Origin of the sequence: Comamonas odontotermitis, from assembly GCF_014207855.1 — a bacterium.
Taxonomy (GTDB): Bacteria; Pseudomonadota; Gammaproteobacteria; order Burkholderiales; family Burkholderiaceae_C; genus Comamonas; species Comamonas odontotermitis_A.
In genome coordinates this window covers 127021-151589 of sequence record NZ_JACHKZ010000003.1, presented here as the reverse complement: position 1 = coordinate 151589, position 24569 = coordinate 127021, and the positions used below count along the sequence as shown (strand labels likewise).

Sequence of the window (24569 nt, the reverse complement as noted above, 5' to 3'; positions counted from 1 at the left end):
ACCCACCATGCCCACCCTCAAGAATCTCCACCACCGCCTCGCCTTGTTCGCCGTTCTGTCAGTCTGCAGCGCCTTGCATGCCCAGACCACGGTGGACCTGAGCCCCGAGCAAAAGGGGCGCCTGCGCGCGCCCAAGGACGAGGCCGCAATTGCAGCCCTCTCCAAGGACTTCAAATTCGTGAAACCCGGCGTGCTGACCGTGGCCATCCATCCGGCCGCGCCGCCTACCGGCACCTATGCCACCGATGCAAAAACCATCGTGGGCTTTGACCCCGACTTCATCCTGCTCATCGCCGATGCGCTGGGGCTGAAGCTGGATCTGCAGCCGATTGCCTGGGCAGACTGGCCGCTTGGGTTGACTTCGGGCAAATACGATGCGGTGATCTCCAACGTCGGCGTGACCGAGCAACGCAAGGAGAAGTTCGATTTTTCGACCTACCGCCTGGGCCTGCACGGCTTCTATGTCAAAGCTGGCAGCAAGATCACCTCGATCAAGGAGCCCAAGGACATTGCAGGCCTGCGCGTGATATCGGCATCGGGCACCAACCAGGAACGCATTGCACTGGAATGGAACCGCCTGAACATTGCCGCAGGCCTGAAACCGGCCGAGCTGCAGTACTACGACGATGAAACCGCCCGCACGCTCGCCCTGGTATCCGGCCGGGCAGATGTGAACTTCAACCCCAACGCGCCGCAGGCCTACCAGGCGGCCAGGGATGGGCAGATACGCCTCGTGGGCACCGTCAACGCAGGCTGGCCCAACAAGTCGGATGTGGCCATCACCACCCGCAAAGGCAGTGGCCTGGCTGATGCTTTGACGCAGGCCGCCAACGGCCTGATCAAAAGCGGCCAGTACGCGCAGGTGCTGGACCGCTGGAAGCTCGCTGAAGAGGCCCTGCCCCGCTCGGAAACCAATCCACCGGGATTGCCCAAGTTCTGACCCATGCCTTCAACCTTCTTTATGCAGGTCTCTCCATGAGCATTCATATCTCCCGCATCGCATTCCTCACACCGGGCAACTATGCGGAAAACGCGCCCTGGTCAGGACTGGAGCACACGCTGCAACTGTTCGAACATGGTGAGCAGCTGGGCTTTGATGGAGGCTGGGTGCGCCAGCGCCATCTGGAGCCCGCCGTGTCCTCTGCCGCCACGCTGCTGGCTGCGGCAACCCAGCGCACACAACGCATGGAGCTGGGCTGCGCCGTCATTCAGCTGGGGTACGAGAACCCTTTCCGCCTGGCCGAAGATCTCTCCACCGTCGATGTGCTCTCGCAAGGCAGGCTGCAGGTCGGGGTAAGCGCCGGGGCGCCCAACCACGGCGACCTGCTGGGCGCGCACCTGTATGACGGAGATCCCGCTCACATCGACTTCTCGCACGAGCGCGTCGCGCGCCTGCGCCGCAACCTGCAAGGGCTGCCCTTGGGGCCTGACGGTGCCGTGGTGCAATCGCCCGCCGGCCAGCACACTGCGCGCATCTATCCACACGCAGCGGGCCTGGCGCACCGGCTGTGGTATGGCGGCGGCTCCCTGCATTCGGCCGAGTGGGCCGGTCGCAACGGCTTGCATCTGCTGATCGGCAATCTGAACCGGGGCGAGCACAGCGACCATTTCTTCGAGACGCAGCTGGCCCAACTGCAGCGCTTTCGCAATCACTGGACGGCGCCACACGCCCCACGGGTGGCCCTGGGCCGGGTGATCGTGCCCACCGACAGCGCCGATGCGACCAGCCGCAAACGCTACCAAACCTTTGCCGAAAGCCGCCATGCGCGCACGCTGGCACCGCAGGGCGAGCGCCGGGTGTTGTTTGCACGCGATCTGGTAGGGAGCAGTGCGCAGATTCTGGAATCGCTCCTGGTCGACCCGGTACTGCCTTTGGTTGACGAGCTGCGGCTGGAGCTGCCCTACAACCTGCCCCATGAGGATTACCTGCAGATCCTGAGTGATTTCACCGAGCGCATTGCGCCCGCCCTGGGCTGGCAGCACACCCACGCGCAGCAGACCGTGGGCGGCTGAGCGCAGCAAAGCGCGTGCCGGTGGCTTCAATCGTCTGTAAACGGCACTTTCACGATGGTGACAGGCACCTGGCTGTGGCGCACAAGGTCGCTGCCCACCGAGCCCAGGAAGATGCGCGAGAGCGTGCCTTCACCAGTAGAGCCGATCAGGATCATGGCGGATTCGTGCTCTTCGGCAATATCCAACAGCGTCGGGTAGACATCGCCGATGCGCACGTCCACCTCGTATTCGACACCAGCGGCACGCAAAAGCGCGACGGCCGGTGCCAGCAAATCCATGCCCGCATCCACACTCGCATTGGCAGCCGCTGCGGGCCCGACAGTGGCCAGCTCCGTCAGGGTTGCACTTTCCTGCACATGGCCGAGCACCACCTGGGCGCGCAGACCCTGGCCGATCAGATGCAGCCCGTGGCGCACGGCCTCCAGCGAATGCTCGGATCCGTCTACCGCAATCATCATGGTCAACATGGCTCGCTCCTTTTTCTGATGGCAATGGGCCCAGTGTAGACGCCTCAGCCACAAAGCCTGAGACACGAGCACGGCAAAATCTGCCACCCAGCATGGCTCCTGGCACATCTGCGAGAATGCGCGGTTATGCTGCAATTTGACCTGCTCAAGACCGACCCGACCAGCCACGCGCGCCGTGGCACGCTCACGCTCAACCATGGCGTGGTGCAGACCCCCATCTTCATGCCCGTGGGCACCTATGGCACCGTCAAGGGCGTCATGCCGCGCAGCCTGCACGAGATGGGTGCGCAGATCATCCTGGGCAATACCTTCCACCTGTGGATGCGCCCGGGCCTGGACATCATGAAGAGCTTTGGCGGCCTGCACGGCTTCGAGCAGTGGGACAAGCCCATCCTCACCGACTCAGGCGGATTTCAAGTCTGGAGCCTGGGCGCCATGCGCAAGATCACCGAAGAAGGTGTGCATTTCGCCAGCCCGGTCAATGGTGACAAACTGTTCATGTCGCCCGAAGTCAGCATGCAGATCCAGACGATCCTGAACTCCGACATCGTCATGCAGCTCGATGAATGCACGCCGTATGAAACCAACGGCAAGAAGACCACCGAGGCCGAGGCGCGCAAGAGCATGGAGATGAGCCGCCGCTGGGCCAAGCGCTCCAAGGACGAATTCGAGCGTCTGGGCAACCCCAATGCACTCTTTGGCATTGTGCAGGGCGGCATGTTCAAGAACCTGCGCGAGGAATCGCTGCAGGCCCTGGTCGAGATGGATTTTCCCGGCTACGCCGTGGGCGGCGTCTCGGTGGGCGAGCCCAAGGACGAGATGCTGGACATCATGCAGCACACCCCCCACCTGCTGCCAGCCAACAAGCCCCGTTACCTGATGGGCGTGGGTACACCGGAGGATCTGGTGCAAGGCGTGGCCGACGGCGTGGACATGTTCGACTGCGTGATGCCCACGCGCAATGCGCGCAACGGCACCATCTTCACACGCTACGGCGATCTCAAGATCCGCAACGCGCGCCACAAGAGCGACCACCAGCCCATCGACACCACCTGCACCTGCCACGCCTGCGCTGGCACGGCAGGCGTGAGTTGGGACGACGGCGGCCGGGGCGGCTTCAGCCGAGCCTACCTGCACCACCTGGACCGCTGCGGCGAGATGCTGGGCCCCATGCTCACCACCATTCACAACCTGCACTACTACCTGAACCTGATGCAGGAAATCCGCAACGCGCTGGACGCTGGCACCTTTGCCGAGTTCCGCGCCCGCTTCAAGGCAGACCGGGCCCGCGGGGTGTAAGCCCCTTAGAACGTGTTGACGATCTCTACGCAGCCGCATTGGAGTGCAATCGGGATGCGTTCGAAACGCTGGGCCGCAGCAATCGCCCGATTTCACTCCAACCCGTAGGGACAGTGGGTTTGGGGGCGCCCGGCTAGGGGCGCCCCGCAAAGCCACTGTCGCAGCGCGAGGAGATCGTAAACACGTTCTTACGCCAGCCACTGCCATGAACCCATCGGTGGCTGGCACACCAGGGGAACCATCTTTGTGCCCTGCACGATACAGCCGGCACCTGTTTGACAAGGATTGACATTCGTCAATAAGCAATCGCTCCCCTTCTGCCCGGCTTGTTTTGAAGCCCGCGTGGAGCACATCACCCAGGAGCAAGCTGTGGCTTTTGGCCCTAGGGCATCCGCGCCCTTTTGGTTATGCGGAAAGTGCAGCAAGCCTCTGGGGCACTACCTGCACGCGCAAGAAGCTATATTTTTCATAGCTAAATCACCATTCATGGCAAGATGGAACAGCAGCAGGTGGCTCCTGTTGCGCTGTGGCGGCATCTACCCCATGCACCTTCTGGTATGCATTCAGAAGCGCACTGCACTCCAAGGCTGATGTGCATCAAAATGTTCGTAAGCATGTATATTCCCAACATCTGCTTACACCCCCATGTTGCTCACTACCTCCGCCACCCCCATGAGCAAGCCGCATAGTGGCCGCTTGCTGGCCTACGCCTGCGCGGCAGTGTTTGCCGCATGCCTGCTGGGGATTGTGCTGCGGCCGATTGGCTTCCTTTCTGTGTTCTGGCCAGCCAATCAGTTGCTGCTGGTGCTGCTTCTGCGCTATCCGCATGTGCTGCTGCAGCCTCTGGGCATGGCGGCTATCTTTGTGAGCTATGTCGCGGCGGATGTGCTCACCGGCAGCAACCTCTGGGTATCCACGGGCTTTTCCGTGGCCAACATGGTGGGAGCCGTATCCGCCTGGTGGGTCATGCACAAGCACTCCAAGCGCGATCTGCAGATGGAAGGCCAGTTCTCCGCCCTCCTGGTGTTGTATGGCAGCGGCGTGGCCGCCACGGTATCGGCAGCCATTGGCGGGCCCGTCAGTGCCTATGCATTCAGCGTTCCGCTGCTCAAGGGCACCATGATGTGGTGGACCGGCGAGTGGATGAACGCAATGATTCTGTTGCCTTTTCTGCTGGCACTGCCTTCGGCGCGCAAAGCCACATTGCCACAGGAGGCACTGCCCTTGCCTGCGATTGTGCTGCCCGCCGTTGCAGTGGTGGCGCTGGAGGCAGCCAGCTATGCCGTAGGCGCCAAGATCGGCTCGCTGGCGTTTTCGCTGCCCGCCCTTCTTTGGTGTGCCCTCAGCTACCGTATTCTGACCACCACCATCATCACCATGCTGGTGTTTGCCACGAAGATCATCATCGCCTCCTGGATCGACTTCACGCCGATGCACTTCGTGGACGTAGCCACTTTTCGCCTGGGCGTGACCATGCTGATCCTGGGCCCGCTGTCGGTGGCGGGCGCGCACGCCGCACGCTCCGAGCTGCTCAACCGCCTGCGCTACCAGGCGCACCACGACAGCCTGACGGGTGTTCTCAGCCGCAATGGCTTCGTGCAGGCAAGCAGCCTGGTGCTTCAGCGTCTGGCACACGAGCGCGGATCGCTGGCAGTGCTAATGCTTGATTTGGATCATTTCAAGCGCGTGAACGACACCCACGGCCATGGCACAGGCGATCACCTGCTGTGCGAGTTCGCCCGCACTGTGGTCCATACCTTGCGTCCCCAGGATGTGTTTGGCCGTATCGGCGGCGAAGAATTCGCTGTGGTGCTCCCGCACATCAGCGCCCAGGACGCCGCCACGATTGCCGAGCGGCTCTGCCTGGCGGTTCGGGCGGGCAAGTTCCAGACCCTGAGCAATGAACCACTCTCCGCCACCGTCAGTATTGGCGTCGCCCATGTGGCGCAGCTGTCGCCGCGCGATTCCATCGAAAACCTGCTGCGTGACGCCGATGTGGCGCTCTACCAGGCCAAGAGCCGCGGCCGCAACTGTGTGATGCTCGGCCCTGCACGCTAAAAACGATAGCTGCCAGCGCACGTCAATCGCTCGCTGGCAGCATGTTTTTCTTCGTATCTGTTTATCGTTTCAGCGGGCTATTGCACCAGTTGCGGTGCAGCCGCAAGACCGCTCCGCTGCAAAAACTGCAGAACTGAATCCACCGTCGTGGTTTCAATATGGCCCGCAAAGCGCTTCTCGGGCGGATGGTCGTCAAAGGCAATATTGGCGCGCGTCATGCGGCCGCCCAGGCGCGTCATGGTGCCAATGCGCAAATCGCTGGGCTGGTAGCCTTGCAGCTGCAGCCATGCCTGCGCCTGGCTGCGGTTGTGAACGGCAGGCTCCATGGCCTGCGCCAAGGCTTCCAGCGCCCATTGGTTGCTTTGCTGGTAACGCTGGCTCCATGGATAGGCCACCATGCTGTAGTGCGACTCATGCAGCTGCAATGGCTGCTCATTGCCAGAAAGCGCGAGCAGCAGTTTCTGCTGCACGGCAGGCGCAGGCACCATCAGCACAGCCTGGTAGCGCCACAGATCGTCCAGAAAGAACTCCCCCAGGCCCTGCCGGTACACATGCGATGCGGCAGTACCGCAGTCATTGAGCTTGTGCACCACGCGCCAGGCGCCCGTGGGCGATTTGTAGGCCCAGCCCATGTGCGAATACTGCAGCTGGTACTTGCTCAGATCCTGCCCCTGGCGGCCCAGCAGTACCACCTGCGCGCCGCTGGCATCCAGTGCCTGCGCCACGTGTTGCGCCAGGTTCAGGCTTTTGCGCACGCTCTCTACCGTCGGATTCTGCGCTTCGCAGGTGCGCCCGGCCTGGGCGCCCGCTGCGGCCAACAGAGCCGCCGCCATGAGGGTGATGCGGAATGGTTTCATCATCGCTATCTCCTTGGAACGTACTTACAGGCGCTCGTTGTAGAGCAGCGCCTTGCCGATTTCGTTCGGGATGAAGGCGATCACTTCACCAGCTGTCGACAGCAGCACCCCCGCGCCGACCACGCTCACCAAGATGGTTGTGCCCACGCTCGCAGCACTGGCGCCCAATGCGCCTGCCGACAGCTCAATGCTGGCGGCTGCGCCATCCGAAGCACTCTCCAGCAGCAACACCGTGCCCTTGGCCGATGCCTTCACGCCCTTGACAACCAGCTTGGAGCCTTCGACCGACAAAGCCACGGGCAGCGCCACAACGGCGGTGGATGCGCCCACCGACACCGCAGTTCCCACCACGACCGACGCAATGGGCAGCGCCGATAGCATCAGCGAAGCATCGCTTTGCGCATGGGCGGCAGGCGCCGCGGCCAGCCCCAGCAGCAGGGCGGCGCCCGCAATGGCGGCGGTGGCAGTACGGTGCAGTCTGGCAAGGACAGGGCTTTTCATGGTGTGCTTCCGTGTTGGCTGATGCATGAGACCCGCGTTCACACGCGCTCCTGGCTGTTGCTCACTTCATGGTTGCGTTGCTCGCTGCGCATGGCGCGGGCGCTGTACAGGGCTGCAGCCAGATCCGATTCATGCTTGTCGCGCAGCATCTTGGCCAGGGTGAAGGCCGTGGTGATCATGTACAGCCAGCTCACGCCCAGAAAAGCCTTGTACGTGGGGTTGATGTCCATGCCCAGCAGACCCCAGCCGGTCAGCCCCATGGCGATGGCAAAACCGCCCCAGACCACAAAGCGCCACATCGGGGTGTCGCCAGCCGACTTGCTGCTGTCCGATTGCTTATCCCGCACAAACTTGGCCAGCACAAAGGCCGCCGAGAGACAGAACATATAACCCATCACCATGAACGCCTGCTCCAGGTGTTGCCCTGGCAACCAGGCCAGGCCGATTGCGCACATTGCAATCGCAATACCAAACGAAATCCATACCTGGTATTGCCATGCACGGGTGTCACGTTGAACAGGGTTGAATGAGTGAGACATGTGTGATCGGAGCATCCGGGCCCCGCGTTGGTTGAACACGGCGCCATCATGCAATCGATCCGCCACGCCAGCATCCCTGTTTAATGCCGGTAGCGGCTTTCAGCAAAATCAGTATCAAAAAACAATACTTTTAAGCCACTCAACTGTCGCAGGGTCATCGGGTTGAGAAAGCCTTCCATGGCATGATCGAGCCCATTGCATCCCCGCGCCAGACAGGAGACCGCCGTGCGCCAGCCGCCTACCCACTTGCCCTCCACCCCGCAAGCCGATCCCGCCGAACTGGCCGAATGGTGTGACGCCTTCGATGGGCTGCTTGCCGCCTATGGCGCAGCACAGGGCAAGGAGCAAGCGGCCGCATTGCTGGATGCGCTGCTTGCCCACGCCCGCAAGCGCCATGTGGCGTGGAAGCCCTCGGGCAATACGCCCTACGTCAACACCATCACCGTGGACGAGCAACCGCCCTATCCGGGCGATGTGGAACTGGAAAAAAAGCTCTCGGCCATCCTGCGCTGGAATGCGCTGGCCATGGTCGTTCGCGCCAATGCCGCGCACGGCGAGCTGGGTGGCCATATCGCCAGCTATGCATCGGCGGCCGATCTGTTCGAGACCGGCTTCAACCATTTCTTCCGCGCCGATGACGGCCACCAGGCAGCCGACCTGGTGTACTTTCAGCCGCATTCGTCGCCCGGCGTTTATGCGCGCGCCTTTCTGGAGGGGCGGCTGGGTGAAGACAACCTCAGCCACTACCGCCAGGAGCTGGTAGCCGCCAGCAAGGGCATCCAGGGCCTGTGCTCCTATCCGCACCCTTATCTGATGCCGCAGTTCTGGCAGTTTCCCACCGGCTCGATGGGCATTGGCCCCATCAACGCCATCTACCAGGCGCGTTTCATGCGCTACCTGGCGCACCGGGGCCTTGCCGACACCGCTGGCCGCAAGGTGTGGGGTTTTTTTGGCGACGGCGAGATGGACGAACCCGAATCCATCGCGGCCCTCACCCTGGCTGCGCGGGAAGGGCTGGACAACTGCATCTTCGTCATCAACTGCAACCTGCAGCGGCTCGATGGCCCGGTGCGCGGCAACGGCCGCATCGTCGATGAGCTCGAATCGCTCTTCAGTGGCGCGGGCTGGAATGTCGTCAAATGTCTGTGGGGCTCCGAGTGGGATGCGCTTCTGGCGCGCGACCACAGCCATGTGCTGGCGCGCACCTTTGCACACACGGTCGATGGCGAGTTCCAGACCCTGTCGGCCAACGACGGCGCCTTCAACCGCGAGCATTTCTTCAACCAGAGCCCCGAGCTGGCCGCCCTCGTCGCCCACCTCTCCGACAGTGACATCGACCGCCTGCGCCGGGGCGGGCACGATCCGGTCAAGATCCATGCCGCCTTTGCCAGCGCCGCCGCGCACAGCGGCCAGCCCACCGTGGTGCTGGCCAAGACGATGAAGGGCTACGGCATGGGCAGCATCGGCCAGGGCCGCATGACTTCGCACCAGCAAAAGAAACTGGGCGCCGAAGACCTGCTCGCCTTCCGCGACCGCTTCAACCTGCCGCTGACCGATGAACAGGCAACCTCCGCCGCTTTCCTCAAGCCCGCAGACGGCAGCGCCGAGATGCGCTACCTGCATGCGCGGCGCCGGGCGCTGGGCGGCTTTCTGCCCGCACGCAAGACCCAGGCCCCGCAGGTGGCGGTGCCCAGCCTGCAGGCCACCGCGCAGTTTGCGCTGGAGGCCGATGGCAAGCCCATGAGTACCACCATGGCCTTTGTGCGCCAGTTGGGCAATCTGCTCAAGGACAAGGAGCTGGGCCCGCGCATCGTTCCCATCGTGGCCGATGAAGCGCGTACCTTTGGCATGGCGGGGCTGTTCCGCCAGGTCGGCATCTACGCGCCGTTCGGCCAGCTCTACCAGCCGGAAGACAATGCATCGATGCTGTTGTACCGCGAGGAGACCACGGGCCAGATCCTGGAAGAAGGCATCAGCGAGGCCGGTGCCATCTCCTCGTGGACGGCCGCGGCCACCAGCTACAGCACGCACGGCACTGCCATGCTGCCGTTTTTCATCTTCTACAGCATGTTCGGCTTCCAGCGCGTGGGCGATCTGATCTGGGCCGCTGCCGACCAGCGCGCCCGAGGCTTTCTGATCGGCGCCACCAGTGGCCGCACCACCCTGGGCGGCGAAGGCCTGCAGCACCAGGACGGCAGCAGCCTGCTGACGGCCTCGACCGTACCCAACTGCAAAAGCTACGACCCGGCCTTTGCCGGAGAGCTGGCCGTCATCATCGACCACGGCATGCACCGCATGCTGAAAGAGCAGTGCGACGAGTTCTACTACATCACCGTCACCAACGAAAACGTGGCCAACCCCAGCCTGCCGCCTGAAGCGCATGAAGGCGTGGTGCGCGGCATGTACCTGCTGCAAGCGGGCAAAAAAGAGAGCACGCAGCGCGTGCAGCTCCTGGGCAGCGGCGCCATCATGGGTGAAGTGCTCAAAGCCGCCCGCATCCTGGAGGAAACGCATGGTGTGGCCGCAGATGTCTGGAGCGTGACCAGCTACACCGAACTGGCGCGCGATGGAGAAGCCCAGCTCGAAGCCTGGCGCAATGCCCCGAATGGCCAGCCGCTGCAGGCGGGCTGGTTTGCCCGGCAGTTGCAGCAATCGCATGGCCCCATCATCGCCGCCAGCGACTATGTGCGTGCCCTGCCCGAGCTGGTGCGCGCCTACCTGCCCGCCGATGCGCAGGGCCTGCCGCGCCAGCGCTACTACACGCTGGGCACCGATGGTTTCGGCCGCAGCGATTCGCGCGCGGCCCTGCGCCGCCACTTTGCGGTGGATGCGGCAGCCATCGTGCAGACCTATGTGCGCAGCCAGCAACAGTAAAGCTTGATCTGGGCAAAAAAGCCAAGCCGTTGTGCGCAGCCGCCCAGGCCTGTGCACCACTCCTGATAACTCCTGAATTGATAGCTATTGACGCTTACCAGTTAAGCATCAATGGCTATTTTCATGCAATTTCTGCCGCCGACTGCCTGGTGTACAGCGCAGTAATTGCCCCAATACCGCCCGTCGCTGTGCGTGCCAGTATCAGGCCATGCGGCTGCCGCATTGGAACAACATCACAACATCAGGAGCAACTATGCAACGCACACGCCTGGCGCAGGCCTTGGCCACTTTGGGACTGCTGGGTTTGACAGCCGCCATGGGTACCGCCCATGCGCAGGACAAAGTCAAGATCGGCTATATCTCCGACATGTCCAGCCTGTACGCTGACCTCGAAGGCAAGGGCGGCGCCACCGCCATCCAGATGGCCATCGACGATTTTGGCGGCAAGGTGCTGGGCAAGCCCATCGAACTGCTCACCGTCGACCACCAGAACAAGGCCGACATTGCCGCCAGCAAGGCGCGCGAGTGGATCGATACACAGAACCTGACCATGATCTTCAGCGGCACCAACTCCGGCACCGCCCTGGCGCTGGCCAAGGTGGCCGATGAGAAAAAGCGCGTGATGATCAACAACGGCGCTGGCTCCTCCGCCCTGACGAATGAGGCCTGCACCCCTTACTCGGTGCACTATGCCTACGACACCGTGGCCCTGTCCAAGGGCGCGGCCGGTGCCATCGTCGACAACGGCGGCAAGAACTGGTTCTTTCTGACCGCCGACTATGCCTTCGGCCATGCGATGGAAGCCGACGCCTCCAAGGTCGTCAAGGCCAAGGGCGGTGCCGTGGCAAGCGCCGTGCGCCACCCGCTCAATGCCTCGGACTTCTCCTCCTTCCTGCTGCAGGCGCAGAGCTCCAAGGCCCAGGTGCTGGCACTGGCCAATGCGGGCGGCGACACCATCAACGCCATCAAGGCAGCCAAGGAGTTTGGCATCGACAAAACGATGAAGATCGCCCCGCTGCTCGTCTTCTACAGCGACATCCACAGCCTGGGGCTGAAAAACACGGCGGGCATGCAGTTCGTCACCAGCTGGTACTGGGACATGAACGACGCATCGCGCAAGTTTGCCGACGCCTACATGAAGAAAACCCAGCGCCGCCCCACCGAAATCCAGGCTGCCGACTACTCGGCCACCATGAACTACCTGAAGGCCGTGCAGGCCGCCGGCACCACCGATGCCGACAAGGTGATGGAGACCTGGCGCGGCATGAAAATGGACGACTTCTTCGCCTCGGGCTCCATCCGCGCCGACGGCAGCTACATCCACGACATGTACCTCGTCCAGGTCAAGACGCCACAGGAATCCAAGGGCACCTGGGACTACTACAAGATCGTCAAGAAGCTGCCCGGCGACGAGGTGTTCACCACCAAGGAAGAAACCAAGTGCGCGCTGTGGAAGTGATCTGACGCGCCGTCCGCCCACCCATGCCTGGCACCCGCCAGGCATTTTTCTTGAGGGCCTGCCATGGCACACAGCCCGCCCGCAAGGCGGTATGGAACCAAGAGCAGCCCTGTGAGGCGGGTGACAGGCCTTTTTTCATCGTCCCCCATAATGGATCCGCAATCCGCAGAAAAGGAATTCCCATGCCCCATTCTCCCAATGCCGATTTCGACTCACTCCTGCCCGGCCGCGCAACTGCCGCTGGAAGCACACGCCGCAGCGCGCTCCAGATGGCGCTGGGCGTAGGTTACGCCGCAGCCGCTGCGCCTGTCATGGCACAAACGGCCATCAAGACATCCGATGCAGGCCTGACGGCAGGCACCATCCAGTACACGGTCGATGGCTTTCAGGTCAGCGCCTACCGTGCAGCGCCACAAGGCAAAACCAACCTGCCTGTGATCCTGGTAATCCAGGAAATCTTTGGCGTGCATGACTACATTGCCGACACCTGCAGGCGCCTGGCCAAACTGGGATATCTGGCCATCGCTCCCGAACTGTTTGCCCGGCAGGGCGACCCGCGCAAGTACACCGAAATCAGCCAGTTGCAGGCCGAGCTGGTCAGCAAGGTGCCCGACGCGCAAGTCATGAAAGACCTGGATGGTGCGCTGGAATGGGCCGCTACCAATGGCGGCGACGTGAGCCGCGCAGGCATCACCGGCTTTTGCTGGGGTGGCCGTATCACCTGGCTGTATGCGGCCACCGGCAAGGTGAAAGCCGGCGTGGCCTGGTACGGCCGCCTGGAAGGCACCGCAGGCAGCCTTCAACCCAAGCACCCCACTGATATTGCAGCAGACCTGAAGGCCCCTGTGCTGGGTCTGTACGGCGGCAAGGACCAGGGCATTCCGCTCGATTCCGTCGACGTGATGAAGCAGGACCTGCAAAAAGCCGCCAGCGCAGGCAACGCAGCAGCTGGAGCCTCCAGCTTCCACATCTACCCCGATGCGGGCCATGCCTTCCACGCCGACTACCGCCCCAGCTACCGCAAGGACGCCGCAGAGGACGGCTGGAAGCGCATGCAGGATTGGTTCAAGGCCAAGGGCGTTGCATAGGCAGCAGCAAGCTCTGCTCAGACAAAATAGCTGTCAGCGCTTTACCATCAAGCGCTGACAGCTATTGTTTTTACATCATTGCATTCCCACGCCCCTGCTGGCTGCGGCGAGCCTGGGATTTGCAGCAAGCTCAATTCAGCGGGTTGTCGCGCCAGAACAGATCCCACGGATCCATTTCCTTGCCATCTGGCCAGCGGCACAGCGTGTTCTTGCCCTTGGGCGTATCGACCAGGGAGCCGCCCATCTGCACGCAGTAGGCCGAAGCCGGACTGCGCGGGCCCTTGTAGGTGGTGGCATACGACTCCTGCTTTTTCTCGTCGGGGTCTTCCAGCGGCTTGAGTCCAGAGGAGCTGGTACAGGCTGCCAGCACGGCAAGCGCCAGCAGCGCAGCAGTGCCTTTTGCAAAGCGAGCGATCAAAATCATCTCCATTCCTTCTTGCAGCGGCCAGGCATGGAAATGCCCAGGCAGACTGCGTTGCAAATGGAGCCATTATCCCAAAGCGGCATCAGGCCCTGAGCCATTGCCGCATGCGCGGATATACAGGTGCGCCAGCCGCCAGCCCCGGCCCCGGCAGCCAAGCAAGCCCCGCATGCACGAGGCCCGATGCTCCCAGATAGATGCCCATCTCAAAATTGATGCGCAGGCCAGCGGCATGGCCGCGGTAGCCGCCCTCGTGGAACAGCACCTGCGGCGGCAGTTGAAGGTGCATGAGCGCCGCCCAGGCCCATGCGGTAGCCTCGATCTCGCCCCCATGCTCAATGGCGGGCAACTGCTCCAGGGCGTCATCCATGAACGGTCGCAAGGCTGCAGGTACGACCGCCAGGTGGCCCGCTTCGTGCAGCAGGTCACCGGGCCAGCGCAGCTGCTGCCGATCCACGACCAGGCAGCCTTGCACAATGCGCATGCCTGGCAGAAAGCAATCGCAGGGCAGAGACTCCTCGCGCACCTCCAGTCCGATCTGCCGCAGAAACTGCAGGATGCGCTCGGTGATCTGCGCATCGTTCAGGACAGCGGCGCCAGCGCTCATCGGTCCAGCAAACTTCGCACGCTTTGCTGCAGACGCTCAGGTTGGCACTGTTCGGGCGGCAATGGCTCGCCGACACGCAGCGTCACCCGGTTGAACAGGCCGCGGCGGAAAGGCCGGGTCATGGCGCCCTGCGGCTCTACCCTGCTGAAGTACGAACCCCACAGGTTCGACAGCGCCATCGGCACCACCGGAACCTGCAGACCGTCGGCCTTCGCCTGCTCCAGAATCTTCATCATCCCGCCCTTGAACTCCTGCAACTGACCGTCGCGGGTGATCGCTCCTTCCGGGAAGATGGCCAGCAGATCGCCTTCGCGCAACACCTGAGCGGCGCGGGCAAAAGCTGCCTCATACACGGCGGGGTCTTCCTTCTGCGGCGCAATCGGAATGGCCTTGCACAGGCGGAACAACCACCCCAGCAGCGGAGTGCGGAAGATGCGGTAATCCATCACGAAGTGGATGGGGCGCGGGCTCGCTGCCATCAGCAGGATCGGGTCGACAAAGCTCACATGGTTGCAGGTAAGCAGCGCGGGCCCGCTGGTGGGAATGTGGTGCGCGCCTTCCACCTTGAAGCGGTAGACCAGGTGTGTGGCCACCCAGGCCACGCAGCGCAGCAGATACTCCGGCACCAGAAAGAAGATGTAGCCCGCCACGATGGCATTGGCGATACCGGTCATCAAAAAAATCTGCGGTACGCTGAAACCCGCACCCAGCAATGCGCCCGCGCTGACGGAGCTGGCAATCATGAACAGCGCATTGAGAATATTGTTGGTTGCGATGATGCGGGCGCGGTGCGTGGGCTGGCTGCGCATCTGGATGAGCGCATACATGGGCACGCTGTAGAGGCCGGCAAACAGCGACAGCAGCAGCAGATCGGCCATCACCCGCCAGTGCGCCGCCTGCGACATGAAGGCGCCGATATCCATCAGCGGCGCCGCAGGCAGACTGCGCGATGCAAAGTACAGATCAATCGCAAACACGCTCATGCCGATGGCCCCCATGGGCACAAGGCCGATTTCCACCTGACGGCGTGACATCACCTCACACAGCAAAGAACCAATGCCAATGCCGATGGAAAACACCACCAGCAGCAGCGATGCCACATGCTCGTTGCCATGCAGCACTTCCTTGGCAAAGCTGGGAAACTGGCTCAGGAACACGGCGCCAAAGAACCACATCCAGCTGATGCCCAGCAGCGAGCGGAATACCACCACATTGCCCTTGGCCAGCTTGAGGTTGCGCCAGGTCTCGGACAGCGGGTTCCAGTTGATCTGCAGGCCCGGATCGGTGGCCGCCGCCACCGGCACGCCCTGGGCCATCAGGCGGCCCACCAGCGCCAATGCGATGCAGGCAACGGCGACCGATGCATGCCCGATTTGCGGCAGCGCCACCAGCAGGCCACCCACCACATTGCCCAGCAGAATGGCGACAAACGTGCCCATCTCTACCATGCCATTGCCGCCCGTCAACTCGTCATCGCGCAGCACCTGGGGCAGATAGGCGTATTTGACCGGGCCGAACAAAGTGGAATGCATGCCCATCAGGAACACGCAGGCCAGCAGAATCACCGGGCTCTCGATCCAGAAGCCGATGCCGGCAATCAGCATGATGCCGATTTCCAGATCCTTTACAAAGCGGATCATGCGGTGCTTGGGAAACTTGTCGGTGAGCTGCCCCGACGTGGCCGACAGCAGCAGAAACGGCAGAATGAACAGCGCGCCAATCACCAGGCCCGCCATGGAGGGCGGCATCCACGCCACCTGCAACTGATAGGTCACCATCACCGTGAAGGCGAACTTGAACAGGTTGTCGTTGGCGGCGCCCGCAAACTGGGTCCAGAAAAATGGTGCAAAGCGGCGTTGGCTCAGCAAGGCAAACTGGTTGGGGTGGGCGGGCGCATCCGCAGCGGCGGCACTTGTTTCCTGACGGCTCATTCCTGGGGTCTCCTGGCTGGTGGTATCGATCATGGCTGAGGCCCTTGCACCAGCGTGGGCCTGATTGTGCCTGCGGCAGACCCAGGCTGGCGCTCTGCGTTGCGCACACGCCGCACCATCAGCAAAAGCGGCACCAGTGCCAACGCTGCCGCCACATGCTTCAACGCATGGCCACCCACCCAATGGTGGCTGATGCTCCAGACAAAGGAATCGCCCAACTCCAGCACCTTGGCCAATGCATACCAGGCCACGACAGCTCCCCATGGCCACACCACACGCCCAGCAGCCGACGCCACACCGGCTGCAGAGAAGTGCTGCCACAGCGCCACCGCCAGCAGCAGCACCATGCCCGCCCCCTGCAGCACCGCCCAGGGCAGCAATTGGCCGGTTTGCAGCCTACCGGCCCGAGCACCAACACCAGCACGGCAGTCACCACGGCCACCCGCAGCGAAAGCACCGACTGCAGCGCCAGGCCCAATACCCCGGCAAACACAGGCACCATGCCCAGGCGATCCCAGAACACGCGCCAGTCATCAGGCATCAGGTGGTAATAGCTGGAGCCAGCTGCAGTGAGCAGCAGGCCGCCAAACACCAAAGCCAGCCAAGGCAGGGCGCCGCTGGCACGCACCGCAGCCGGAGCCTGCAGGACAGCGCGCCACAGACCCAGCGCACCGACCATCGCAAACGGCAGGTTGCTGAGCACGTCCAGCGCGTTGCGCAGGCCCCCTAGCGCACGCTGGTCTGCAAAGTCATGGTAATGCGCAGCCTGCGGCACGTGGGGGCCCAGGCAGGCCAGCGCCAGCAAAACGGCGTAGCCCGCATACAACAGCCATTCGGTAGATGTTGTGCCGTGTGAGACGGATGAGGTTATGGGTGTATCAGTCATGGCCGCAACTGTGGCGGGGCGCCATCATTGCGTCTCGAATTCATGCAGTGATCGCCTATGATGACGCCCAGAGTAGCAATTTTCGATACTATTTCGCAAATCCATGAGCACCACTGCTGACCTGGTCACTGCCCTGAAGAAGGAACTCAAAGCCGCACAAATGACCTACGCCGACCTGGCCGATGCGCTGGGCATGGCAGAGTCGAGCGTCAAGCGCATGCTGGCCAAAGGCGATATGCCACTGTCGCGCATTGATGCCATCTGCCATGTGCTGCGGCTGGATTTTGCCGACCTGGCGCGGCGGGTAGCCGACAACCAGCCGCTGATCAAGGAGCTGACGCAGCAGCAGGAGCAGGCGGTGATTGCCGACAAAAAGCTGCTGTTGATGGCGATCTGCGTGCTCAGCCAGTGGACACTGGAGCAGGTGCTGGCCACCTACCGCCTGACCGAGGCCGAAGGCATCAAGTACCTGGCACAGCTGGATCGCATCGGCATCATCGAGCTGCGGCCGATGAACCGCTACCGCCTCAAGCTCGCCAAAACCTTCCGCTGGCGCCCCCATGGCCCGGTGATGGAATACTTCCGCGAGAACGCGCTGCACGATTACTACTCTGGCACCTTTGACAAGGCAGGCGAAGGCCTGATGCTGGTGCACGGCTCGATCAGCCGCACCCTGGCCCCAGCCTTTCTGGAGCGGCTGCAGCGCGTGGCGCAGGACTTTGCCCAGCAGCATTTGACCGACCAGCGCCTGTCCGAGAAGGAACGTGAAGGCTACACCCTGCTGCTGGCGATGCGGGGGTGGGAACTGTCGGTGTTTACCGCCATGCGCCGCACCGGAACCGGAGGCGAGCGGTGACCGCTGCGCTGTCATCCCATATCTGCAAAGCACACTTCAAAAACGATAGCAAATTGCGCTGACACAAATTGTGCTGACCACTCAGGCGTCAGCAGCGCTTTTCACGCAACTTCTTGCGTAAACACCAGCAGTGCGCCGCTGTAGCGGTGCAGTTGCTGGCCCGCGATCTCGCCCTGGCTGAAAAAACCGATCAAGGGGATATCGCCCAGTACATGGTGCAGCAACTCCAGCTCGCCGTTTTCCGAGCCAAAGTAGCCGCCACCGCGGCCGGTGCAGCTGATGTAGATGGCACCGGCGATGGCCCGCTCCTGCCCGGCGTCCGGCATACCTTCCGACCCCGCGGCGAGTTGCAGGCCGCCTGCCATCAACGGCTGGCCATGGGCAGGCGCCAGAGACTCACGCAGTTCGGCACACATGCGCAACAGATCAGCGCGGGCTGCGGTCCAGTTGCGCTGGCAAAAGCGCAGATATTTCTGCTCCAGTGCCGATTCGGGCAGCACAATCCCACCCCGGCGCATATCCACGCCAAGCAGCGAGCAGACGCGGGCCTGCGGCGCCAATTGGCCGTCATACACGCTTGGAGGCCGGTCCGTGCTCTCCAGCGCCACCTGCATGTGACGCATCTTGCGCGTTGCCAGCTCCGGATGGGTATCCATGCGCACCAGCATGATCTCCTCCAGCACCTCCAGCGCCGGGCGGCCATCCAGGGACAGCAGCACATTGTCTTGCAAGGCAGTGATGCGCATGCGCTCACCAATCGGCTGACAGCCCTGCGTTACGGACTGCAGGGCCGCTGCATCGGCGCTGAAGGCCAGACCCGAGATACCGCCATGGAAAACACCGCTGTGCCTGGGCTCCAAAGCCTTGCTCCATGCCAGTTGCACAGGAGCCAACGAGGCGGAGCACAGCCCTCCCAACAATTGGCCAGCACCCGTGCGCGCAGCCAGCTCTTGCAGCAGATCGGGCAAATCAGGCAGATTGGCATCCGCATGCACCAGGGCCTGCTGCCAGGTGCTTGAAAGGGCCGCCGACGCACCCTGGGGAAGCGCCTCTGCACGCAAGGGCGCAATGCCAGAGAACACGCGATAGGCGTGGCGCGGCAAATCCAGCAGCATCACGGCAAGCGCGGGCTCTGTCAGGTACTCGGCATGCGTGGCCATGACACCGGCCCCCACCGCACCCGACCAGTCGCTCACTTCGGGGAATTCATCCTGCAGGGCTTCAAGCAGCGCCTCGGCGTAGCTGGCAAAGGCGTCGCTGAAATACGCAACACCCAGGCTGGGGTTTCGGGCGTAGCCGCTTTGCGCCATGCGCCCGCGTATCTGGGCCACCACCAGCGAGACAGCCATGCGCCAATCGGGATGGGTTGCGTGGCCATAGGGAAACCGTTTCATACGGATCATTCTACGATCCGTCCGTCGACACCGCAGTGTCAGCCATGACCGCTTCGGGGTCGCTACCCACCCGAATCACAGCCATGACCAATCCGCAAACCGCGACCTATTTTCGGCCCGCCAGCGGCTTCTTTGCTGCAGCGCGCTTGGCGGGAGCGCGCTGCGCAGCCTTCTTGCTGGCAGGTACTTTGGCGGCTGGTTTTTGGGTGCCCCCCCTCTTGGCCTTGGAAACACCGCCTGCAGCACCCATGGCCTCCATCGCCGTAGTTGCCGCTTCTTGGGTGGTGGCTGCGTGCTGCATGGCGTGTTGGGTCACATCCTGCACAGCCTGCTGCGCAATATGCTGAAACTGCTGGGTCAGGGCACTCCACCACTGCAGGGGATCTGCGCCTGCGCTGCCCGAAGCGCTGGACGCTTCCTTTTTAGCAGACGCTTCAGAAGGCGTGCTTGCAGCCGCAGGCGGCTGTGCAGCGGGTGGCTGCGCAGTCTCTTGTGCGGCAGGAGCATTCGATGCTCCACTCCCCTGCCCAGGCGCCGCGGCACCCGCCGCCGAGCCTTTGGCAAACTGCTGCCAGTTCTGCACCACTGAAGTAGCCCAGCTATCGACAGGAACATTCATCGTCTGCAGCGCGGAAAGCGTCATCTTCTGCACTTCCATTGCCTGGATAGTGGCGGCCAACGCGCGCTGGTTCTGCTCCAGCCAAAACAACACGGTTTTGAGCTCGCTGATGCGCTTTTCCAGATCATCAACGCTCAAGGTCGGTGCAACCCAGTCGCTCCACTGGGGGAATGCCGAGGCACTGCTTGCCACCCCGCCCTGAGCCAGTTTCTGCAAAAAATCAAAGCCGGGTGCAAAAGGATTGAATGAATCGCCGCTCGTCGCCATGAAAATAGCCTCCTGTTGTTACCGCTGTTTCCGCCCAAGGCGTTGTGGCAGCTTATCCGATCAGCCAGCCGCTGGCTATCCGCTACTCCCCATCCCATATCGTTCACTATGCAAAGCCTTTTTCACCTTGCTTTCCACGTCCACGACCTGAATGCCGCCCGGCAGTTTTACGGTACCACCCTGGGCTGTACTGAAGGCCGCAGCACCGATACATGGGTAGATTTTGATTTCTTCGGCCACCAGATCTCTTGTCACCTTGGTAAACCATTTGAGACCACCAACACGGGCCACGTGGGCGACCACCTGGTGCCCATGCCGCATTTCGGCCTGGTGCTGGAGCTAAAGGACTGGCAGCAGCTGGCGCAGCGCCTGCGGGACGCCCATACCCGATTTGTGCTGGAACCCCAGGTTCGCTTCGAAGGGCAGCCGGGCGAGCAGTGGACGATGTTCTTCTACGACCCCAGCGGCAACCCTATTGAGGTCAAAGGCTTTCGCTCACTGAAGCAGCTCTACGCCAACTGACAGCAAGCGCGGAGCGAGCCTGCAGGGTTGTCTTGCCAATGTAGCCCGCCCTGCCAAAATGCGGGCACAAAAAAAGCCAGCTGAAAAGCTGGCTTTAGGTGTTCTGGTTGCGCGAGAAGGATTTGAACCTCCGACCTTTGGGTTATGAGCCCAACGAGCTACCAGACTGCTCCATCGCGCACCGCAATTATAGCGCGATACGGGATGGCATTTCTGCAGTTTTACGCTTTTCCTGTTTATTTTCTTAGCTGCAATTCTTATAGCATGCAGCTCAATGGCACGGACGGGATTGCAGTCCGTGTCTGGGCGCGCATTCGCTGCCCCGCAGCAACAAAAAAGCCAGCTGAAAAGCTGGCCTTAGATGTTCTGGTTGCGCGAGAAGGATTTGAACCTCCGACCTTTGGGTTATGAGCCCAACGAGCTACCAGACTGCTCCATCGCGCACCGCAATTATAACCCAGGGATTTCCTTGATATGAAGCGTATTGCCACATTTTGGAAATATTTTGCAGTGCACCACAAGGAGGACTCTGTCCACGCAGCTGCTGACAGGCTGACAAAAGTAACTGCCTCCAAAGCAACTCCAATGCCCGAATATGCGATCCGCCAAAAAGAAAAAGCCCACCGAGGTGGGCTCTCTCATCAGCTCACAAAAGCTTATTCAGCTGCAGCTTCGCCAGCTTCTTCAGCACGGTCCACCAGCTCGACATACGCCATAGGAGCGTTGTCGCCCACGCGGTAACCCATCTTCAGGATACGGGTGTAACCGCCAGGACGGTTGGCCGAGCGAGGGCCCAGCACGTTGAACAGCTTGGTCACGCTGTCGCGGTCGCGCAGACGGTCAAATGCCAGACGGCGGTTGGCAACGGTGTCCACCTTGGCCAAAGTGATCATGGGCTCGATCACCTTGCGCAGTTCTTTGGCCTTGGGCACAGTGGTCTTGATGGCTTCGTGCTCGATGAGCGAATTCATCATGTTTTGCAGCATCGCCTTACGGTGAGACGAGGTGCGGTTCAGTTTACGGAGGCCGTGTCCGTGACGCATGGTGCTTTTCCTTTTAAATCATTGATTCAATCAAACAGCCGTATCAGGTACTGTCTGACGCACTACAAATGGGCTTTCCCGAAACGGGAAAGCCCACCATTATAACTTAACGCTTTTCCAAACCGGCTGGAGGCCAGTTTTCCAACTTCATGCCCAGGGTCAGACCACGGGAAGCCAGTACTTCCTTGATCTCGTTGAGCGACTTGCGGCCCAGGTTAGGCGTCTTGAGCAACTCGTTCTCGGTGCGCTGGATCAGATCACCGATGTAGTAGATGTTCTCAGCCTTCAGGCAGTTGGCAGAACGCACGGTCAATTCCAGCTCATCCACAGGACGCAGCAGAATTGGATCGAACGTGGCGTTGTTGCGTGCCTGACCACCAGGCTGGTCGAACACGTCGAGCGCGCCGCCTTCCAGTTGGGCAAACACAGCCAGCTGTTCCACCAGAATCTTGGCCGACGAGCGCACTGCATCTTCTGCAGCGATGGCGCCATTGGTTTCGATCTCGAGAACCAGCTTGTCCAGATCGGTGCGCTGCTCCACACGAGCGGATTCCACCGTGTAGCTCACGCGCTTGATGGGCGAGAACGAAGCGTCCAGCACAATACGGCCGATCGACTTGGTCGACTCGTCACCGTAGCGGCGAACGTTACCGGGCACGTAACCACGGCCCTTTTCCACCTTGATCTGCATGTCCAGCTTGCCGCCTTGCGACAGGTTGGCAATCACGTGATCAGGGTTGATGATTTCAACGTCGTGCGGCGTCTGGATATCAGCGGCCGTCACCACACCTTCGCCATCCTTGCGCAGGCTCAGGGTGACTTCATCACGGTTGTGCAGCTTGAAGACCACGCCCTTGAGGTTCAGCAAGATGTTGACCACATCCTCCTGGACGCCATCGATGGACGAGTACTCGTGCAGCACGCCTGCAATGGTTACTTCCGTCGCTGCATAACCCACCATGGACGACAACAGAACACGGCGCAGGGCATTGCCCAGAGTGTGGCCATAACCACGCTCGAACGGCTCCAGCTCCACCTCGGCACGATTGTGGCCCAGCTGTTCTACGTTAATTGTCTTGGGTTTCAGCAAATTGGTTTGCATGCAAACTTCCTCTCAATACCCCCGGCTCGTTACACCGGTAAGGCTGGTGAAGCACCAGAACCGCGATGCCTCGCGGTTCTGGGACGGATACTTCTGCAGTCGAAAACCGACCGTGGAAATTAACGAGAATACAATTCGACGATCAGCGATTCGTTGATGTCAGCACCGAATTCGTCGCGGTCAGGAGCCTTCTTGAAGACGCCTTCAGCCTTGTCAGCCGACACTTCCACCCAAGCAGGGAAACCCACTTGGCCAGCCAGTTGCAGCGATTCCACAACGCGAGCTTGCTTCTTGGACTTTTCACGCACGGCAACCACGTCACCGTCCTTGACCAGGTAGGAAGGAATGTTGACGGATTGGCCGTTCACGGTGATGGCCTTGTGCGACACCAGCTGACGCGCTTCGGAGCGGGTCGAGCCGAAGCCCATACGGTACACCACGTTGTCCAGACGGCTTTCCAGCAGGCTCAGCAGATTGGCACCGGTGTTGCCACGGCGACGATCGGCTTCAGCGAAGTAGCGGCGGAATTGCTTTTCCAGCACGCCGTACATGCGCTTGACCTTCTGCTTTTCACGCAGTTGCAGACCGTAGTCAGAGGTACGAGCACCAGAAGTGCGGCCATGTTGACCTGGCTTGGTGTCCAGCTTGACTTTGTCCGCGATCGAGCGACGTGCGCTCTTGAGGAACAGGTCTACGCCTTCGCGGCGGGAAAGTTTGCCCTTAGGGCCAATAAAACGTGCCACTTGAATATCCTTTTTTCAGCTACCGCATAAATGCGGGAGCCGCCAGAGCACCATGCACTGGCGGCGGTGGGCTTATGGTGAATTAGATACGACGGCGCTTTTGAGGGCGGCAGCCGTTGTGAGGCACTGGCGTCACATCGGAGATCGACGTGATGCGGATGCCCAACGCACCCAAGGCGCGAACCGAGGATTCGCGACCTGGGCCAGGGCCCTTGATCTCGACGTCCAGATTCTTGATGCCTTGTTCCATGGCAGCACGGCCGGCCACTTCGGAAGCAACCTGGGCAGCAAAAGGCGTCGACTTGCGCGAGCCCTTGAAACCCTGGCCACCAGACGAAGCCCAAGACAGAGCATTGCCTTGGCGGTCGGTGATCGTGATGATGGTGTTGTTGAACGAAGCGTGAACGTGTGCAATACCGTCAGAAATGTTCTTGCGAACCTTCTTACGTACACGAGCAGCTGCGTTGTTTGCAGGAGACTTAGCCATTGTGTACCTTCAATCTCTTATTTCTTCAAAGCCGCTGCGCCCTTGCGCGGACCCTTGCGGGTGCGGGCATTGGTGCGGGTACGTTGACCACGCATGGGCAGGCCACGACGATGACGGAAACCGCGGTAGCAGCCGATGTCCATCAAACGCTTGATGTTCATCGTGGTTTCACGACGCAGGTCACCTTCCAGGGTCAGGTGAGCAATCGCGTCACGGATCTTTTCCAGATCAGCGTCCGTGAAGTCCTTCACTTTCTTGGCGTAGTCGATACCCGTGGTTTCGCAGATCTTGCGAGCGGTGGTACGACCAATGCCATAGATAGCGGTCAGGCCGATCTCCGCATGTTGGTGCGGAGGAATGTTAATACCAGCAATACGTGCCATTTGCGTCCTCTAGTCTTTCAATCAACCTTGGCGCTGCTTGTGGCGCTGGTCGGTGCAGATCACGCGTACGACACCCTTGCGACGGATGATCTTGCAGTTACGGCAAATCTTCTTTACCGAAGCTGAAACTCTCATTTCATTCTCCTAAAACTT

At 61.5% G+C, this 24569-nt stretch carries 25 protein-coding genes and 2 tRNA genes; 9 read left to right on the top strand and 18 right to left on the bottom strand.

Annotated elements, in window-relative coordinates:
- Positions 1–7: 7 nt before the first annotated feature.
- Together HNP33_RS03985 and HNP33_RS03980 are read left to right on the top strand one after the other, a co-directional pair.
- Complete coding sequence (locus HNP33_RS03985) at positions 8–940, top strand: ABC transporter substrate-binding protein (protein WP_184705511.1); 933 nt, start codon at positions 8–10, stop codon at positions 938–940.
- A 35-nt stretch (positions 941–975) separates the two neighbouring features.
- The gene (locus HNP33_RS03980) at positions 976–2013 is read left to right on the top strand and encodes an LLM class flavin-dependent oxidoreductase (protein ID WP_184705509.1); all 1038 of its coding nucleotides are present in this window, start codon (positions 976–978) and stop codon (positions 2011–2013) included.
- 26 nt (positions 2014–2039) lie between these two features.
- Here HNP33_RS03980 and HNP33_RS03975 read toward each other — a convergent pair whose 3' ends face one another.
- Positions 2040–2480: a universal stress protein gene (locus HNP33_RS03975; protein WP_184705507.1), complete on the bottom strand. Its 441-nt coding sequence runs from the start codon at positions 2478–2480 to the stop codon at positions 2040–2042.
- A 126-nt stretch (positions 2481–2606) separates the two neighbouring features.
- Here HNP33_RS03975 and tgt point away from each other — a divergent pair, with 126 nt between their 5' ends.
- Positions 2607–3779: a tRNA guanosine(34) transglycosylase Tgt gene (tgt, locus tag HNP33_RS03970; protein ID WP_184705505.1), complete on the top strand. Its 1173-nt coding sequence runs from the start codon at positions 2607–2609 to the stop codon at positions 3777–3779.
- 672 nt (positions 3780–4451) lie between these two features.
- Positions 4452–5837, top strand: coding sequence for a GGDEF domain-containing protein (locus HNP33_RS03965; RefSeq protein ID WP_184705504.1), 1386 nt, complete (start codon positions 4452–4454; stop codon positions 5835–5837).
- A gap of 77 nt (positions 5838–5914) precedes the next feature.
- Here the strand turns inward: HNP33_RS03965 and HNP33_RS03960 are convergent, their stop codons facing one another.
- Genes HNP33_RS03960 through HNP33_RS03950 form a run of 3 tightly spaced genes read right to left on the bottom strand, consistent with a single transcriptional unit; the run spans position 5915 to position 7734 of the window.
- A complete protein-coding gene (locus tag HNP33_RS03960; protein ID WP_184705502.1) occupies positions 5915–6697 on the bottom strand; it encodes a DUF2145 domain-containing protein in 783 nt (260 codons plus the stop codon).
- A gap of 21 nt (positions 6698–6718) precedes the next feature.
- Positions 6719–7195 (bottom strand): hypothetical protein, encoded by a 477-nt coding sequence (locus tag HNP33_RS03955; RefSeq protein WP_184705500.1) that lies wholly within the window; start codon positions 7193–7195, stop codon positions 6719–6721.
- A 38-nt stretch (positions 7196–7233) separates the two neighbouring features.
- Positions 7234–7734, bottom strand: a complete 501-nt coding sequence (locus HNP33_RS03950) for a YiaA/YiaB family inner membrane protein (protein ID WP_184705498.1) — start codon at positions 7732–7734, stop codon at positions 7234–7236.
- Positions 7735–7959: 225 nt separating this feature from the next.
- Between HNP33_RS03950 and mdeB the strand changes: the two genes are divergently transcribed.
- From mdeB to HNP33_RS03935, 3 genes are all read left to right on the top strand, one after another.
- Positions 7960–10608 (top strand): alpha-ketoglutarate dehydrogenase, encoded by a 2649-nt coding sequence (gene mdeB / locus HNP33_RS03945; protein WP_184705496.1) that lies wholly within the window; start codon positions 7960–7962, stop codon positions 10606–10608.
- A 253-nt stretch (positions 10609–10861) separates the two neighbouring features.
- Positions 10862–12067, top strand: coding sequence for an ABC transporter substrate-binding protein (locus tag HNP33_RS03940; RefSeq protein WP_184705494.1), 1206 nt, complete (start codon positions 10862–10864; stop codon positions 12065–12067).
- A gap of 182 nt (positions 12068–12249) precedes the next feature.
- Positions 12250–13155 carry a dienelactone hydrolase family protein gene (locus HNP33_RS03935; protein WP_184705492.1) on the top strand — a complete coding sequence of 302 codons (906 nt, stop codon included), beginning with the start codon at positions 12250–12252 and terminating at the stop codon, positions 13153–13155.
- A 130-nt stretch (positions 13156–13285) separates the two neighbouring features.
- Here the strand turns inward: HNP33_RS03935 and HNP33_RS03930 are convergent, their stop codons facing one another.
- The 4 genes from HNP33_RS03930 to HNP33_RS03915 all read right to left on the bottom strand — a co-directional run bounded on the left by HNP33_RS03930 (position 13286) and on the right by HNP33_RS03915 (position 17000).
- Positions 13286–13579 (bottom strand): DUF333 domain-containing protein, encoded by a 294-nt coding sequence (locus HNP33_RS03930; RefSeq protein WP_184705490.1) that lies wholly within the window; start codon positions 13577–13579, stop codon positions 13286–13288.
- Positions 13580–13661: 82 nt separating this feature from the next.
- The gene (locus HNP33_RS03925; RefSeq protein ID WP_184705488.1) at positions 13662–14183 is read right to left on the bottom strand and encodes a hypothetical protein; all 522 of its coding nucleotides are present in this window, start codon (positions 14181–14183) and stop codon (positions 13662–13664) included.
- Positions 14180–16114 (bottom strand): MFS transporter, encoded by a 1935-nt coding sequence (locus HNP33_RS03920; protein ID WP_184705723.1) that lies wholly within the window; start codon positions 16112–16114, stop codon positions 14180–14182. Before HNP33_RS03920 ends, HNP33_RS03925 begins: the two co-directional genes overlap by 4 nt.
- A 160-nt stretch (positions 16115–16274) precedes the next feature.
- Entirely contained in the window at positions 16275–17000 is a 726-nt protein-coding gene (locus tag HNP33_RS03915; RefSeq protein WP_184705487.1) for a hypothetical protein, read from the bottom strand.
- A 103-nt stretch (positions 17001–17103) separates the two neighbouring features.
- Here HNP33_RS03915 and HNP33_RS03910 point away from each other — a divergent pair, with 103 nt between their 5' ends.
- A complete protein-coding gene (locus tag HNP33_RS03910; RefSeq protein ID WP_184705485.1) occupies positions 17104–17856 on the top strand; it encodes a helix-turn-helix domain-containing protein in 753 nt (250 codons plus the stop codon).
- 101 nt (positions 17857–17957) lie between these two features.
- On the opposite strand, the gene HNP33_RS03905 is transcribed toward HNP33_RS03910, so the two are convergent.
- Positions 17958–19250 (bottom strand): FIST signal transduction protein, encoded by a 1293-nt coding sequence (locus tag HNP33_RS03905; protein ID WP_184705483.1) that lies wholly within the window; start codon positions 19248–19250, stop codon positions 17958–17960.
- Between the two features lie 106 nt (positions 19251–19356).
- Positions 19357–20136: a PhaM family polyhydroxyalkanoate granule multifunctional regulatory protein gene (locus HNP33_RS03900; RefSeq protein WP_184705481.1), complete on the bottom strand. Its 780-nt coding sequence runs from the start codon at positions 20134–20136 to the stop codon at positions 19357–19359.
- Positions 20137–20244: 108 nt separating this feature from the next.
- Here HNP33_RS03900 and HNP33_RS03895 point away from each other — a divergent pair, with 108 nt between their 5' ends.
- The gene (locus HNP33_RS03895; protein WP_184705479.1) at positions 20245–20658 is read left to right on the top strand and encodes a VOC family protein; all 414 of its coding nucleotides are present in this window, start codon (positions 20245–20247) and stop codon (positions 20656–20658) included.
- 104 nt (positions 20659–20762) lie between these two features.
- Here the strand turns inward: HNP33_RS03895 and HNP33_RS03890 are convergent.
- From HNP33_RS03890 to rpmJ, 8 genes are all read right to left on the bottom strand, one after another.
- Positions 20763–20839, bottom strand: a tRNA-Met gene (locus tag HNP33_RS03890).
- Between the two features lie 186 nt (positions 20840–21025).
- Positions 21026–21102, bottom strand: a tRNA-Met gene (locus HNP33_RS03885).
- Positions 21103–21314: 212 nt separating this feature from the next.
- Positions 21315–21701, bottom strand: a complete 387-nt coding sequence (gene rplQ / locus HNP33_RS03880) for a 50S ribosomal protein L17 (RefSeq protein ID WP_184705477.1) — start codon at positions 21699–21701, stop codon at positions 21315–21317.
- 106 nt (positions 21702–21807) lie between these two features.
- A complete protein-coding gene (locus HNP33_RS03875) occupies positions 21808–22803 on the bottom strand; it encodes a DNA-directed RNA polymerase subunit alpha (protein WP_184705475.1) in 996 nt (331 codons plus the stop codon).
- A 119-nt stretch (positions 22804–22922) separates the two neighbouring features.
- Positions 22923–23546, bottom strand: coding sequence for a 30S ribosomal protein S4 (gene rpsD, locus HNP33_RS03870; RefSeq protein WP_184705473.1), 624 nt, complete (start codon positions 23544–23546; stop codon positions 22923–22925).
- 82 nt (positions 23547–23628) lie between these two features.
- Entirely contained in the window at positions 23629–24033 is a 405-nt protein-coding gene (gene rpsK / locus HNP33_RS03865) for a 30S ribosomal protein S11 (RefSeq protein ID WP_054257670.1), read from the bottom strand.
- Between the two features lie 17 nt (positions 24034–24050).
- Positions 24051–24416 carry a 30S ribosomal protein S13 gene (gene rpsM / locus HNP33_RS03860; RefSeq protein WP_184705471.1) on the bottom strand — a complete coding sequence of 122 codons (366 nt, stop codon included), beginning with the start codon at positions 24414–24416 and terminating at the stop codon, positions 24051–24053.
- A 21-nt stretch (positions 24417–24437) separates the two neighbouring features.
- A complete protein-coding gene (rpmJ, locus tag HNP33_RS03855; RefSeq protein WP_003050535.1) occupies positions 24438–24551 on the bottom strand; it encodes a 50S ribosomal protein L36 in 114 nt (37 codons plus the stop codon).
- Positions 24552–24569: the final 18 nt, after the last annotated feature.